Origin of the sequence: Comamonas sp. JNW, from assembly GCF_003105075.1 — a bacterium.
Classification (GTDB): Bacteria; Pseudomonadota; Gammaproteobacteria; order Burkholderiales; family Burkholderiaceae_C; genus Comamonas; species Comamonas squillarum.
This window is the reverse complement of record NZ_QETI01000013.1, coordinates 18,570-32,355: the sequence shown is the minus strand read 5'-3', so window position 1 is coordinate 32,355 and position 13,786 is coordinate 18,570. Positions and strand designations below refer to the sequence as shown.

General features: G+C 65.9%; 13 protein-coding genes. 7 read left to right on the top strand and 6 right to left on the bottom strand.

Annotated elements, in window-relative coordinates; all coding sequences use genetic code 11:
- The first annotated feature begins 1 nt into the window (after position 1).
- Positions 2-895 carry a dihydrodipicolinate synthase family protein gene (locus DCO45_RS17485; RefSeq protein WP_116927025.1) on the top strand — a complete coding sequence of 298 codons (894 nt, stop codon included), beginning with the start codon at positions 2-4 and terminating at the stop codon, positions 893-895.
- A 13-nt stretch (positions 896-908) separates the two neighbouring features.
- Here DCO45_RS17485 and DCO45_RS17480 read toward each other — a convergent pair whose 3' ends face one another.
- A complete protein-coding gene (locus DCO45_RS17480; protein WP_243419405.1) occupies positions 909-1,877 on the bottom strand; it encodes a LysR family transcriptional regulator in 969 nt (322 codons plus the stop codon).
- 272 nt (positions 1,878-2,149) lie between these two features.
- Here DCO45_RS17480 and DCO45_RS17475 point away from each other — a divergent pair, with 272 nt between their 5' ends.
- The 4 genes from DCO45_RS17475 to aldA are packed head-to-tail and all read left to right on the top strand — an operon-like array spanning position 2,150 to position 6,964.
- Complete coding sequence (locus DCO45_RS17475; RefSeq protein ID WP_116927023.1) at positions 2,150-3,448, top strand: MFS transporter; 1,299 nt, start codon at positions 2,150-2,152, stop codon at positions 3,446-3,448.
- A 24-nt stretch (positions 3,449-3,472) separates the two neighbouring features.
- Positions 3,473-4,660, top strand: coding sequence for an L-rhamnonate dehydratase (gene rhmD / locus DCO45_RS17470; RefSeq protein ID WP_116927022.1), 1,188 nt, complete (start codon positions 3,473-3,475; stop codon positions 4,658-4,660).
- Positions 4,661-4,719: 59 nt separating this feature from the next.
- Complete coding sequence (locus DCO45_RS17465) at positions 4,720-5,520, top strand: HpcH/HpaI aldolase/citrate lyase family protein (protein WP_116927021.1); 801 nt, start codon at positions 4,720-4,722, stop codon at positions 5,518-5,520.
- 10 nt (positions 5,521-5,530) lie between these two features.
- Positions 5,531-6,964, top strand: a complete 1,434-nt coding sequence (gene aldA / locus DCO45_RS17460) for an aldehyde dehydrogenase (protein ID WP_116927020.1) — start codon at positions 5,531-5,533, stop codon at positions 6,962-6,964.
- A gap of 111 nt (positions 6,965-7,075) precedes the next feature.
- Here the strand turns inward: aldA and DCO45_RS17455 are convergent, their stop codons facing one another.
- A complete protein-coding gene (locus tag DCO45_RS17455; protein WP_165841222.1) occupies positions 7,076-7,663 on the bottom strand; it encodes a TetR/AcrR family transcriptional regulator in 588 nt (195 codons plus the stop codon).
- 88 nt (positions 7,664-7,751) lie between these two features.
- On the opposite strand from DCO45_RS17455, the gene DCO45_RS17450 reads away from it, so the two are divergent.
- Positions 7,752-9,035, top strand: coding sequence for an MFS transporter (locus tag DCO45_RS17450; protein ID WP_116927018.1), 1,284 nt, complete (start codon positions 7,752-7,754; stop codon positions 9,033-9,035).
- 25 nt (positions 9,036-9,060) lie between these two features.
- Here DCO45_RS17450 and DCO45_RS17445 read toward each other — a convergent pair whose 3' ends face one another.
- The 3 genes from DCO45_RS17445 to DCO45_RS17435 are packed head-to-tail and all read right to left on the bottom strand — an operon-like array spanning position 9,061 to position 12,286.
- Positions 9,061-10,074 carry a tripartite tricarboxylate transporter substrate binding protein gene (locus DCO45_RS17445; protein WP_116927017.1) on the bottom strand — a complete coding sequence of 338 codons (1,014 nt, stop codon included), beginning with the start codon at positions 10,072-10,074 and terminating at the stop codon, positions 9,061-9,063.
- Complete coding sequence (locus tag DCO45_RS17440) at positions 10,071-11,087, bottom strand: NADPH:quinone oxidoreductase family protein (RefSeq protein WP_116927016.1); 1,017 nt, start codon at positions 11,085-11,087, stop codon at positions 10,071-10,073. Before DCO45_RS17440 ends, DCO45_RS17445 begins: the two co-directional genes overlap by 4 nt.
- Before the next feature lie 14 nt (positions 11,088-11,101).
- Positions 11,102-12,286, bottom strand: a complete 1,185-nt coding sequence (locus DCO45_RS17435) for a CoA transferase (RefSeq protein ID WP_116927015.1) — start codon at positions 12,284-12,286, stop codon at positions 11,102-11,104.
- A 150-nt stretch (positions 12,287-12,436) separates the two neighbouring features.
- Here DCO45_RS17435 and DCO45_RS17430 point away from each other — a divergent pair, with 150 nt between their 5' ends.
- Positions 12,437-13,360, top strand: a complete 924-nt coding sequence (locus tag DCO45_RS17430; protein WP_116927014.1) for a LysR family transcriptional regulator — start codon at positions 12,437-12,439, stop codon at positions 13,358-13,360.
- 34 nt (positions 13,361-13,394) lie between these two features.
- Here DCO45_RS17430 and DCO45_RS17425 read toward each other — a convergent pair whose 3' ends face one another.
- Complete coding sequence (locus tag DCO45_RS17425; protein WP_133248193.1) at positions 13,395-13,700, bottom strand: hypothetical protein; 306 nt, start codon at positions 13,698-13,700, stop codon at positions 13,395-13,397.
- Positions 13,701-13,786: the final 86 nt, after the last annotated feature.

Here is a 13,786-nt window from a genome sequence, read left to right as displayed (position 1 = left end):
AATGTTCAAAGGTTTGAGTGCGTTTCCGCTGACCCCGATGGATGAGAGCGGCATCGATATGCCGGCATTTGCGCAACTGGTGCAGCGCCTGGTGGCAGCCGGTGTCGATTCCATCGGCGCGCTGGGCTCCACCGGCAGCTATGCCTATCTCTCGCGTGCCGAGCGGGCCCAGGTGGCGGCGCTGGCGGTGGAGCAGGCCCAGGGCGTGCCGGTGGTCGTGGGCATTGGCGCACTGCGCACGCGCGATGTGCTGGCCTTGGCCGACGACGCACAAAAGGCCGGTGCCAGTGGCCTGCTGCTGGCCCCGGTCTCCTACCAAAAGCTGTCTGACGACGAGGTCTATGGTCTCTACCAGGCCGTCTCGCGTGCGGTGTCGGTGCCCATTGTTGTGTACGACAACCCCGGCGCCACGCGCTTTGAGTTCAGCGATGCGCTGCATGGCCGCATTGCGCAGCTGCCCCATATCGGCTCGATCAAGATCCCCGGCGTGCCGGCCGATGCGGCCGAGGCCAAGGCGCGTGTGCAGCGCCTGCGCGCTGTCGTGCCCGCCCATGTCAGCATTGGCGTCAGTGGCGATGCCTTGGGTGCCAAGGGCCTGGTGGCCGGTTGCGATGCCTGGTACTCGGTCATCGGTGGCCTTTGGCCTCAGACCACCTTGGCGATCACGCGCGCTGCGCTGGCTGGCGATACGGCGCAGGCGCTGGAGCTGTCCCACCGCCTGGCGCCGCTGTGGTCCTGGTTCCAGCAAAAGGGCGGCAGCCTGCGCTCGGTTGCCACCGCAGCCGAGCTGATGGGCCTGGCTCGCTCACCCTGCCTGCCGCTGCCGTTGCACACCTTGCAGGGGGCGGATCGCGCGGCATTCGCAGCGCTGTTGCAAACGCTGGATCTGGCCTGAACTCCAGCAGCGTTCAAGCCGCCAGGCGCCTGGCCTGCGCGCGCAGCAGATCCATAAAGCTCTGCTGCTCCTGCGAGGCCTCCTGGTCCTTGCGCGTCAGCATGCCAAACGGGGCCATCGGTATATCGATCTGCACTGGCAAGGTCTTGACCAGGCCCATGCGCAGATAGTCCTTCAAGGCCGAGTCCGACAGCAGCATCACCGCGTCCGTCAGCTGCACCAACTGCTGCATCGAGTAGACGGAGCTGCACTCGGTGACATCGGCCGGCACCGGCAGCTCCAGGCTGTGCAGCAGCTGGTCCAGCGCGATGCGTGCCGGAGTGCTGGCCGGCTGCAAGATCCAGGGCCAGTCGCGCACCAGCTCCTCCCAGCTCAGCTTGCGGCGCCGCGCCAGCACATGGCCGCTGCGCACCACCACCAGCAAGCGCTCGTTGCCCAGCGCCTCAAAGTCATAGGCCTCGCTGTCGCCGGCAATGCGGCGGCGGGCAATGGCCAGGTCAATGCGGCGCTGGTCCAGCAGGCGCAGCACCTGGTCGCTGGTATCGCCCATGATGCGCAGGCGCAGCTGCGGGCTCTGCGCTTTCATTTGGGCCACGGCCGTCATCACCAGGTCGGGCGCTGCCCCCATGATGGTGCCGATCGCCAGGTAGCCATAGCCGCCTTGGCGGCGCACCGCCAGGTCTTCGGCGCAGCGGTCCAGGCTGTTGAGCGAGGCCTCGGCAAAGCGCACCAGCTGCAGGCCCAGCGCGGTAGGGCGCATGCCGCGCGGCAGGCGCTCAAATAGCTGGCAGCCAAACATGTCTTCGATCTCGCGCAGCATGCGCGTGGCAGCGGGCTGCGACATCGCCAGGCTGATCGATGCGCGGTGCAGATTGAGGCTCGATCCCAGCGCCACCAGCATGTGCAGGTGCTTGTAGCGCAGGCGGTTGAGCAGGCTGCGCTGCAGCGGTGGCGCGGCCGTTAAAGCAGGTTTTACAGACATAAATAAAAAGTATCGGATATGACTGAAATTTGATTTGTTAGGCATCAATCATGCGCGTACATTCAGCTCCACACAAGAACGAATGACCTTTCAGGAGACAAACATGAACGCCTTCGCGCACACTTTTTTCAGACCCCCCGCCTCACGACGGCGCTAGCGCAAGCCGCGCCCCATCGGCGCTGGCTTGCCAGCGCCGCCTTCTCCTTTCTCGCTCCCGCAGCGCCCGCCATTTGGCCGGCGTTCAGGCCGCGCATTGTCTTTAAGGATTTGTCGTGAAAAAACTCCCCGCTCCCTTGCTCGCCAAGATTTCCTGGCGCCTGCTGCCCTTCTTGCTGCTGATGTACATCATGGCCTTTCTGGACCGGGCCAATGTGGGCTTTGCCAAGGTGGCCTTCCAGGCCGATACCGGCATCAGCGACGCCGCCTTCGCGTTTGGCGCTGGCGTGTTCTTTGTCGGTTATGCCCTCTTGGAAGTGCCCAGCAATCTGATCATGCACCGCATCGGCGCGCGCATCTGGATGTGCCGCATCATGGTCACCTGGGGCCTGGTGTCGGCCGCGATGATGTTTGCCCATAACGAGACCACCTTCTATGTGCTGCGCTTCCTGCTGGGCGTGGCCGAGGCGGGCTTCTTCCCCGGCGTCATCCTGTACCTCACCTACTGGTTCCCGGCCGCGCACCGGGCGCAGGCCATGGGCTTTTTCTACTTCGGCGCGCCGCTGGCCTTTATCTTTGGCAGCCCCTTGTCGGGCCTGCTGCTGGAGCTCGATGGCATGGGTGGCTGGCATGGCTGGCAATGGCTGTTTGCGGTCGAAGGCCTGATGGCCGTGGCCGTCGGTATCTGGTCGTATTTCTACCTCACCAACCGCCCGGCCGATGCCCAGTGGCTGACGGCCGACGAGCGCCGCCAGGTGCAGGACATCATCGACAGCGAAGAGCGCGCCAAGGGCGGTCACCAGCACAGCCTGCTCGCTGCCATGTGCCAGCCGCGCGTGCTGTACCTGGCCCTCGTGTATCTGCTGATCCAGGCCAGCGTCTACGGCGTGGTGTTCTACCTGCCCAGCCAGGTGGCAGGCCTCTTGGGCACCAAGGTGGGTCTGCAAGTCGGCCTGGTCTCGGCCATCCCCTGGCTCTGCGCACTGTTGGCCGCCTGGTGGGTGCCCGGCTTTGCCCAGCGCAGCCAAAAGCCCCGCAGTGTGGCCAGCATGACCTTGCTCGTCGCCGCCATCGGCATGGCCGCATCGGTGAGTTTTTCCAGCCCGCTGCTGGGTGTTGCCGCGCTGTGCTTTGCGGCGGCCGGCTTTATCGCGGTGCAGCCGGTGTTCTGGACCTTTCCAGCCAACACGCTGGCAGGTGCTGCCGCAGCGGGCGGCATTGCGCTGATCAATTCGCTGGGTGCGGTTGGCGGCTTTGTCGCCCCCATCGTCAAGAACTGGGCCGAAGGCCATTTCCACTCACCCGCCGCAGGCCTGTACCTGCTGGCAGGCACAACGGTACTGGCAGCGTTGCTGGTGCTGGGCATCCGGGCCCGCATGGCGCCCGCTGCGCTGCAGCCCCGGGCCGCTGCCTAAATTGCATAAGGAGCAAACACCACCATGAGCCAGATCCCCACCATCAAGCAAGTGCGCGCCTATACCCTCAAAGGGGGCGGTGCCGACTACCACGACCAGGCCGATGGCCACTGGATCGACGACCACATCGCCACGCCAATGGCCAAGTACCCCGAGTACCGCCAGAGCCGCCGCAGCTTTGGCATCAATGTGCTGGGCACCCTGGTGGTCGAGATCGAGGACAGCGCAGGCAATGTCGGCTTTGCCGTCACCACCGGCGGCGAGCCCGCAGCCTATATCGTCGAGAAGCACCTGGCACGCTTTCTGGAAGGCTCCAAGGTCACCGACATCGAGCGCATCTGGGACCAGATGTACTGGTCCACCCTGTACTACGGCCGCAAGGGCATTGTCATCAACACCATCTCCGGCGTGGACCTGGCGCTGTGGGATTTGCTGGGCAAGGTGCGCGGCGAGCCGGTGCACCAGCTGCTGGGCGGCGCGGTGCGCGATGAGCTGCAGTTCTACGCCACCGGCGCGCGCCCCGATCTGGCGCAGAAGATGGGCTTTATCGGCGGCAAGATGCCCCTGCACCATGGCCCGGCCGAAGGCGAGGAAGGCCTGCGCCGCAACCTGGAGGAGCTGGCCACGATGCGCGAGCGCGTGGGCCCCGATTTCTGGCTGATGCTGGACTGCTGGATGAGCCTGGACTTGAACTACGCCACCCGCCTGGCCCAGGGTGCCCAGGCCCACGGCCTGAAATGGATTGAAGAGGCACTGCCGCCCGATGACTACTGGGGCTATGCGGCCCTCAAGAAGAACGTGCCCACCGGCATGCTGGTGACCACCGGCGAGCATGAGGCCACACGCTGGGGCTTTCGCCAGCTGCTGGAGATGGGTTGCTGCGACATCATCCAGCCCGATGTCGGCTGGTGCGGTGGCATTACCGAGCTCTTGAAGATCTCGGCACTGGCGGATGCCCACCAGGCGCTGGTGATTCCGCATGGCTCCAGCGTCTACAGCTACCACTTTGTGGCCACGCGCCACAACAGCCCCTTTGCCGAGTTTTTGATGATGGCGCCCAAGGCCGACGAGGTTGTGCCGATGTTCCACCCGCAGCTGCTGGGCGAGCCGGTGCCTGTGCAAGGCCGCATGCGCCTGTCGGCACTGGACAAGCCCGGCTTTGGTGTGGAGCTGAACCCGGCTTGCGAACTGCACCGTCCCTACACGCATTGATTACCGATTGATCACACACCGGTGGGCCAACGCTGATTGCCCACCCAGGAGACCTATCCATGGATTTGCCATTGAACCCTTTCAAGGCCGCGCTGCGCCGCAGCGAGCCGCTCTACGGTATCTGGGCCGGTTTTGCCACGCCCTATGCGGCCGAGATCATCGCCACCACCGGCTACGATTGGATGCTGGTGGATGGCGAGCATGCGCCCAACACCGTGCCGACGCTGCTGGCGCAGCTGCAGGCGGTGGCACCCTATGCCACGCACCCGGTGGTGCGGGCGGTGCATGGCGATGCGGTGCTGATCAAGCAGCTGCTGGACGCTGGCGTGCAGACCCTGATGGTGCCGATGGTCGAGACGGCTGAGCAGGCCCGCGCGCTGGTGCAGGCGATGCGCTACCCGCCGCATGGTATCCGGGGTGTGGGTGGGGGCCTGACCCGCGCCACGCGCTGGGATGCGGTGCCCGACTACATCCGCACTGCGCATGAGCAGCTCTGCCTCATCGTGCAGATCGAGTCGCGCCTGGGCGTGGAGAATGCGGCGGAGATTGCGGCCGTCGATGGCGTCGATGCCGTCTTCATCGGCCCGGCAGACCTGTCCACCGGCATGGGCCATGCGGGCGATGCCAGCCAGCCCGAGGTGCAGGACTGCATACGCCGCACCATCGAGACCACCCTGGCCCATGGCAAGGCCTGCGGCATTCTGGCGCCGCGCGAAGAAGATGCGCGCCGCTACACCGACTGGGGCTGCCGCTTTGTGGCCGTCGCCATCGATATCAGCCTGATGCGCCAGGCCGCCGTGGCCAACCTGGCACGCTACCGCGCGCCCACCCAGCCCGCCATTGTCTCTACCACCTACTGAGGACGACCCCATGCCAACCACCCCTGTTTTGCGCAATTACATTGCCGGTGCGTTCAGCGACAGCGCCGAGCTGCACGAGGTGCGCAACCCCGCCACGGGCGCGCTGCTGGCGCAGTCGCCGCTGTCAGCCCAAGCCGATGTGGACCGCGCCATTGCAGCGGCACGCGGCGCGCAAAAAGCCTGGGCGCGCCGCCCGGCGATCGAGCGCGCGCAGTTCCTGCGCCGCATTGCCGCTCGCCTGCGCGAGAACGTGGCGCGCATTGCGCGCACCATCACCGAGGAGCAGGGCAAGGTGCTGGGCCTGGCCGAGGTGGAGGTGAACTTCACCGCCGACTACCTGGACTACATGGCCGAATGGGCGCGCCGCATTGAGGGCGAAGTCATCAGCAGCGACCGGGTCAACGAGCAGATCTTTCTGCTGCGCAAGCCGATGGGCGTGGTGGCGGGCATCCTGCCCTGGAACTTCCCCTTCTTCCTGATCGCGCGCAAGATGGCGCCGGCGCTGCTCACCGGCAACACCATCGTCATCAAGCCCAGTGAAGAGACCCCCATCAACTGCCATGCCTTTACCGAGCTGCTGGCCCAGTGCGAGCTGCCCGCTGGCGTGTTCAACGTGGTCTATGGCCAGGGCGGCACCGGTGGTGCGCTGTCGGCCCATGCGGGCGTGGACATGATCAGCTTTACCGGCAGCGTGGGCACCGGCGAGCGCATTGCTGCCGCCGCTGCGCCCCATATCACCAAGCTCAACCTGGAGCTGGGTGGCAAGGCCCCTGCCATTGTGCTGGCCGATGCCGACCTGGACCTGGCCGTCAAGGCCATCCGCGATTCGCGCATCATCAACACTGGCCAGGTCTGCAACTGTGCCGAGCGCGTCTATGTGCAGCGCCAGGTGGCCGATGAATTTACCGCACGCATTGCCCAGGCGATGGCCGCGACCCGCTATGGCGACCCGATTGCGCAGACCGATGTGGAGATGGGACCGCTGATCAACCAGAAGGGCCTGGACAGCGTTGATGCGAAGGTGCGCCGTGCGCTGGCCGATGGTGCGCAGCTGGTCACTGGCGGGCAGGTCGCCGATCTGGGTGCCGGCTTTCACTACCAGCCCACGGTGCTGGCGGGCTGCCGCGCCGACATGGAGATCATGCGCAAGGAAATTTTTGGCCCGGTGCTGCCGATCCAAGTGGTTGAGGACCTGGACGAGGCGATTGCGCTGGCCAACGACTGCGAATATGGCCTCACGTCCTCGCTCTACACCCGCGACCTGTCCAAAGCCATGCAGGCGATGCGCGAGATCGACTTTGGCGAGACCTACATCAACCGCGAGAACTTTGAGGCGATGCAAGGCTTCCATGCCGGCGTGCGCAAGTCGGGCGTGGGCGGCGCCGATGGCAAGCATGGCCTCTACGAGTACACCCATAGCCATGTGGTGTACCTGCAGTCCTGATGGGGCTCTGCCGCTGAGGTGATGCAGCCTCCGCGATCCGCCTTAAAAGAAGGCCGCCAACCCAGGTGACCCGGGTTGGCGGCCTTTTGTTGTTGGCGTTGCGGCGATCGATCAGCGCTTGGCGCTCAGCCCTTCGACCACCGCGCGCACCTGCTGCAGTACCTCATCGGCCAGCGCTTGATCGGCCTTGACAACGCCGCGCGAGATGGCCATCGCGCCCACCAGTGCGGCGACCAGCGTGCTGGCCAGCGCCTGGCGTTGCTGCGGGTCACTGCTGGCCGGCAAGGCGGCCTCGATGCCGGCGCGCAGCTCGGTAAAGCCATCGCGAAAGCTGCGGCTCACCGCCTCGCTCTGGCGCCCGGCATCGCAGGCGGTGGAGACCAGCGGGCAGCCCCGGGTCATGTCATCGCGCACTTTGGGGTTCAGGTAGCTGTCCAGGTAGGTGGCCATCGCGTGGTCGCTCCGCTCGCTGGCCTGCTTGACCCGGCCAAAGCCTTGCCCAAAACCATGCGCCAGCGCTTGGGCTGCCAGGTCCTGCTTGTCGCTGAAATGCTTGTACAGGGCGCCCTGCGTCAGGCCCGCCTGTTGGCATATATCGGCCACGCCGGTGCCGTCGATGCCGCGTTCCTTGAACAGGGCAGCGGCGGCATCGAGCAGTGCCTGGCGGTTCTGTTGCGCTTGTTCCTTGGTGACTTTCATCGCAAATACCCTGCTTGAAGCTGTGCTTGACAGTTTTTGATTGTGATCGCTATCATTGTAACTCCTCCGTCGATAACCTCCAAATAACATGCTCGCTTCCCGACTCGCCGTGCTGCTCCAGCGCCATGGCGTCCATTACGCCTGGGTGATTGCCGCCATCACCTTTTTGGCCATGCTGGTCACCTCGGCGGCGTTGGGCCTACCGGGGGTGCTGATGCAGCCGCTGGCCGTCGAGTTTGGCTGGAGCGTGCGTGACCTGTCCTCGGTGTTTGCGACCCGCTTTGCACTGTATGGCCTGCTCGGGCCCTTTGCCGCGGTCATTTTGCTGCGCTATGGCGTATCGCGCGTGGTGGCGCTGGCCGCAGCGGTGATTGCCGGCGCCTTGCTGCTGGGCCTCATCATGCGCAACCTGGGCCAGGCCTTTGTGCTGTGGGGCATTGTGCTGGGCATGGGCACGGGCCTGACGGCCATGGTGTTGGGCGCGACGGTGGCCAACCGCTGGTTTGTGCAGCGCAAGGGCCTGGTCATGGGCTTGCTGGCGGGTAGCAGTGCCACCGGCCAGCTGCTGTTCTTGCCCGCCGCTGCCTGGCTGATTGCGCAGTACGGCTGGCGCTGGGCGCTGCTGCCAGTCGTCGCGGCATCGGCCGTGGTGCTGGTGCTGGTGCTGCTGTTCATGCGCGACAGCCCGGCGCAAATGCAGCTGAGCGCCTATGGCGCAGACCCCGCTGCCGCGCCCGTGGCCCCCGCGCCCCGCGCCAGCTGGAGCCTGCCGTTCAGCACCTTGGTTGCAGCTTCCAAAGTGCCGGCGTTCTGGATACTGGCGGGCACCTTCTTCATCTGCGGGCTCAGCACCAATGGGCTGATCCAGACCCACTTTGTCTCGCTCTGCGGTGACTATGGCCTGGGCCCGGTGCCAGCCGCCTCGGTGCTGGCGATGATGGGCATTTTTGACCTGGTGGGCACGACCTTGTCGGGCTATCTGTCGGACCGCTATGACAGCCGCAAGCTGCTGTTCTGGTACTACGGGCTGCGCGGGCTGTCGCTGTTCTGGCTGCCGTACTCCGAGTTCACGATCGCCGGCCTGTCGCTGTTTGCGGTGTTCTATGGCCTGGACTGGATTGCGACGGTGCCGCCCACCGTCAAGCTGGTGGCCAGCGAGTTTGGCCCCGAGCGCGCAGCCCTGGTGTTTGGCTGGGTGTTTGCCGCCCACCAGCTGGGTGCGGCCGTCGCTGCCTACGGTGCAGGTCTGGCACGCTCGGTGCTGTCGTCGTACTCGCCCGCGTTGTTTGTCGCAGGCGCCGCTTGCCTGGTGGCGGCAGCGGCGGTGTTGTGGGTGCGCAAGCCGGTGGTGGCCTTGCGCGCCGTGGGCTGACCGCTCCAGCGCAGGGCGCCTTGGCTCAATCGGCCCTTGCGCCCGAGCGTTTCACAATCTCGGCCCATTTCTTTTCTTCGCTGCGCATATAGGCCAAGAACTCCTGCGGGCTCGAGCCCACCGGCTCGGCGCCCATCCGCTGGTACTGCGCGGCCACTTCGGGCTTGCGCAAGGCCTGCTGCGCGGCCTGGGCCAGTTTGCCCACGATCTCGGGCGGCGTGTTCTTCGGGGCCCAGAGGCCATACCAGGTGCTGGTGGCGTAGTCGGCAATGCCCGATTCCTGCATGGTCGGGATCTGCGGCAGCGAGCTCGAGCGCTTGGCGGTGGTCACGGCCAGCGCCTTGAGCTTGCCCGAAGTGATAAAGGGCATGGCCGAGGGCATGGAGTCAAACATCAGCTGGATCTGGCCGCCCATCAAATCGGTGAGCGCCGGCGAGCTGCCTTTGTAGGGCACATGCTGCATCGCGATGCCGGTCTTGAGCTTGAACAGCTCGCCCGACAGGTGCTGCGACGAGGCATTGCCGGCCGAGCCAAAATTGATGCTGGCCTTGCTCTTTTTCAGGTAGGCCACCAGCTCCTGCACGTTCGACACCGGCAGCTCGCTGTTGACCACCAGCACCAGCGGCACATCGACGATCTGCGTGATCGGTGCGAAGTCGTTGAACGAGTCATACGGCACCTTGTCGTAGACCGAGGGGTTGATCACCTGCAGCGAGGCGTTCGCCAGCAAGGTGTAGCCATCGGGCTGGGCCTTGGCGACCTGGGCTGCGCCCACCATGCCGCTGGCGCCGGGCTTGTTGTCGACAAAGATGGTCTGCTTGAGGCTCTCGCCCATCGAGATGGCGACGAGGCGCCCGACCAGATCGGTGGGGCCGCCGGGCGGGTAGGGGATCACCAGCTTGATGGTTGAGGCCGGGTAATCGGCCGCCGATGCCGCGTGGGCGGCGGGCAAGCCGCTGCCCAGCAGGGCCAGCCCTAAGCCGGTATGCAGCAGCGATTGCAGGGCCTGGCGGCGCTGCGCGGAGTGGCGTTGTGTCATGTCTTGTCTCCTTGTATTTGTAGGGCGACCTTGCCCAGCACCTCGCGGCTGTGCAGCGCGTCCAGCGCCTCGCACAGCTCGTCCATGGCATAGACCCGCGAGATGTCGGTATGGATGGCGTCGCGCTGGGCCATCTCCAACAGCGCGGCCATCATGGCCTGCATGGCTGCGGCATGGCGCTGGCGCTCGTTGGCGGGCGTCCAGCCGATGTACTGGCCATAGAAGAAGCCGTGGATCGTCAGGTTCTTGACCAGTGCGATATTCATCGGCACCTTGGGGATCGTGCCGCTGGCAAAGCCGATGATGACGATGCGCCCGTTCTGCGCCGTGCAGCGCAGTGCCTGCAGCAGCAGGTCACCGCCTACCGGGTCAAACACCAGGCTCGCGCCTTTGCCGCCGGTCACCGCCTTGACCTGCTCGATCAAGTGCTGCGGATCGACCGCATGCTGCGCGCCATGGCGCAAGGCGGCCTGGCGTTTGTCTTCGCTGCTGGCGCAGGCAATCACCTGCACACCGGGTACCTGGGCGGCCAGCTCCACGGCGGCCGCGCCCACGCCCGAGCCCGCGCCCAGCACCAGCAGGCTGTCGCCCGCCCGCAGCGCCGCGCGCCAGTGCAAGGCCGTGTACGCCGTGCCGTAGGAGATCGGCAGCGCCAGCGCGCGCAGTGGATCGAGCGCCGCCGGCACCGCATACACGGTGCTGGCCTGCACCTTGGCCTGCTGCGCATAGGCGCCCCAGTCGCAGATAAACACGACCTGGTCGCCCACCTTTACATGGGCCACGGCGCTGCCGCATTGCAGCACCTGGCCCACGCCCTCGGTGCCCGGCACAAAGGGCAGCGGCGGGGTCTTTTGGTACTTGCCCTCGATCAAGAGGCCGGTGGCGTGGCTGACGGTGGCATGGTGCACGTCGATCAGCACTTCGTCAGGAGCCAAGGCGGTGGGGGGGGCGGTGGTCTGGACGGCGGTCACATCGCGGGGCAGGCCGAAGCTGCGGCAGACAATGGCTTTCATGGCTGCAGCTCCTTTCACAGGCCCACGACCTGGCGGGCCGCCAGCGCGTCGATCTCATCTTGCGCCAGTCCCAGGCTGCGCAGAATCTGCTGGCTGTCGGCACCAATGCGCGGCGCGGGCAGCGGTGCATCGGGCCTGGCCGGCCAGGGGGTGGCTGCCATCAACACCTCGCCAAAATCGGGCTGCTGCACGGTCTTGAACGTGGCCAGGTGCCGGGCCTGCGGGTGCTGCACCACATCGGCCGCGCTATGCACCACCGCATGCAGCACGCTGTGCTGGTTGAACAGCGCGCGCAGCTCGGCCAGCGGGCGGCTGGCGACAGCGCAGGCCAGGTCGGCATGCAGCACCGCCTTGTGCTGCAGGCGCAGCGCATTGCTGGCAAAGCGCGGGTCGCTGTCCCAGCCGGCCAGCTCCAGCGCCTTGCCAATGCGCAGGAACTGCTCGTTGTTCAGCGCCAGAATCGTCAGGCGGCCATCGGCCGCATCAAAGATGCCATTGGGCGCGCTGACGGCGGCCTTGACGGTCTGGCCGCCCAGCACTTCTTCCGACAGCGCGGTTGATTGCAGCGCGCAGCAGACATTGAACAGGTTCAGCTCCACATGCTGGCCCTTGCCGGTCTTCAGGCGCTGCAGCAGCGCCGCCGTGCAGGCCTGCGCGGCATAAACGCCAGTGGCAATGTCGGCCAGCAAAAAGCCGATGCGCTGCGGCGCGCCCTGCGCATCGCGGTTGCTGTTCATCAGCCCGGTGTCGGCCTGCATCACCGAGTCAGTCGCCGGGTTGTCGGCAAAGGGGCCGTGCGCGCCATAGCCGCTGATCGACACATAGACCGGCTCCAGGCCCAGCGCCTGGAGCGCGGCAAAGTCCAGCCCCAGGCGCTCCACCACCTGCGGGCGAAAGTTCTGCACCACCACATCGGCGCTGCGCGCCAGCTGCAGGATCAGCGCCTTGCCCTCGGGGTGCTTGGCATCGACTGCCAGGCTGTGCTTGCCGGCGTTGTAGGTGCTGGACAAGGTGCTGTGGCCATTGCGGGCTACGCCCACATGGCGGCCCCAGTCGCCCTGGGCGGGCTCGACCTTGATGACCTCGGCCCCCTGGTGGGCCAGCAGCTGGGCGCAGTAGGGGCCGGCCACGCCCTGGCTCAAATCCAGGACCTTGAAACCGGCGAGCGGGGTAAACCCCAGTGTTGACTCTGGCGTCACGTATTGTCTCCTTGCATGGCCCGGGCTATGCGACAGCAGCCCGGACGTTTGTTGTGAGACCCATGGTAGAAACAGGAGGCCGCTTTGGGAACTGCCAAAGCACAGCCATCAGTGGTGATTCAGAATCAACAATCAAAAGGGAGGCCGGCCATGGACCTGAACCTGGTGCGTTTGTTTGTGGCGATTGCCGAGTCGCGCAACCTGAGCGATGCGGCCCAGCGCTCGGGCGTGACGCGCTCGAATGTGTCGCGCCGGCTGGCGCTGCTGGAGCGGCAGTTTGGCGCGCAGCTGCTGCGCCGTACCACGCGGCATATGGAGCTGACCCAGGCTGGCCGCATCCTGCATGGCCAGTGCCTGCAGGCGCTCAATGCGCTGCAAAGCGCCCAGCTGCAGATCGACCAGATCCACCAGACCATCAGTGGCGAGATCCGCGTGCGCATCCCCACCGGCCTGGGACATTTCCACCTCAAGCCGCTGATCCTGGACTTTTGCCAGGCGCACCCCGATCTGCTGCTGCGTCTCGTTATCAACGACCAGATCCATGACCTGGTGGCCTCCAAGGTGGACCTGGCGATCCACATCACCTCGGCGCCGCTGGAAGACCATGTGGCCACGCGCGTCTGCGGCATCGAGTGGGGGCTGTTTGCCACCCCGGCGTATCTGCGGGCCCTGGGCCTGGCGCTGCAAACCCCGCAGGACATCAAGCACGCCCGGCTGCTGGCGCCCCTCAATATCCACCACCGGCTGGAGTTTTGGCGGCACAGCGATGGCCTGCATGAACAGGTGCAGAGCACGCCGTCGATCCAGTCGGGCGACTACCAGTTCCTGTTCAACGCCGCGATGGCAGACCTGGGCGTGGTGCTGCTGCCCTACTATGCTGTGCGGGATGCCATCGCCCAAGGCAGCCTGGTGCAGGTGCTGGGCGGCTTTGGCGTCAAAGGCGTGGGCGATGCGCTCTACATCGTGCGTGCACCCAACCGCCAGCCATCGGCAGCGACCTTGGCGCTGATTGAGCTGCTGGTCTCATCGATCCGGCAGATGGCGCCTGGCTGGCGCCTGGGCACGGTGGCTTAAATCCGTTGAACTGCCCATTGCTTGGGGCGGACCACTACACGCCAGCGGCCAGGCTGTAGACCGTCAAGCCGCCGTCTTCGCGGTCACGCATCAGCAGGCCAGCCTGGGCCATTTCCTTGGCAACGCAGTAGATCGTCGCTGCGGGCAGTGGAGCCCCACTTTGCGCCAGGTGCAAGGAGATGTCTGCGCATTTGACCTTGGAGCGGCCCAGCTGGACGATGGCCTCCAGCACCCGCAGCCGCGCGGGCGTGGGCCGTATGCGCACAAGGCGGCTGCGCTTGAACCAGTGGGCAGCGGGCAGGGCGGGCGCTGCCTTGCGGAGTGCGTGGTCATTATTCATCTGCGCATGCTGGCATGGAAACATGGAGCCGGTTTGTCGGACTATGGCAGTTTGTGTCAATGCCGGTAGGCCGCCGGGCCACTGCC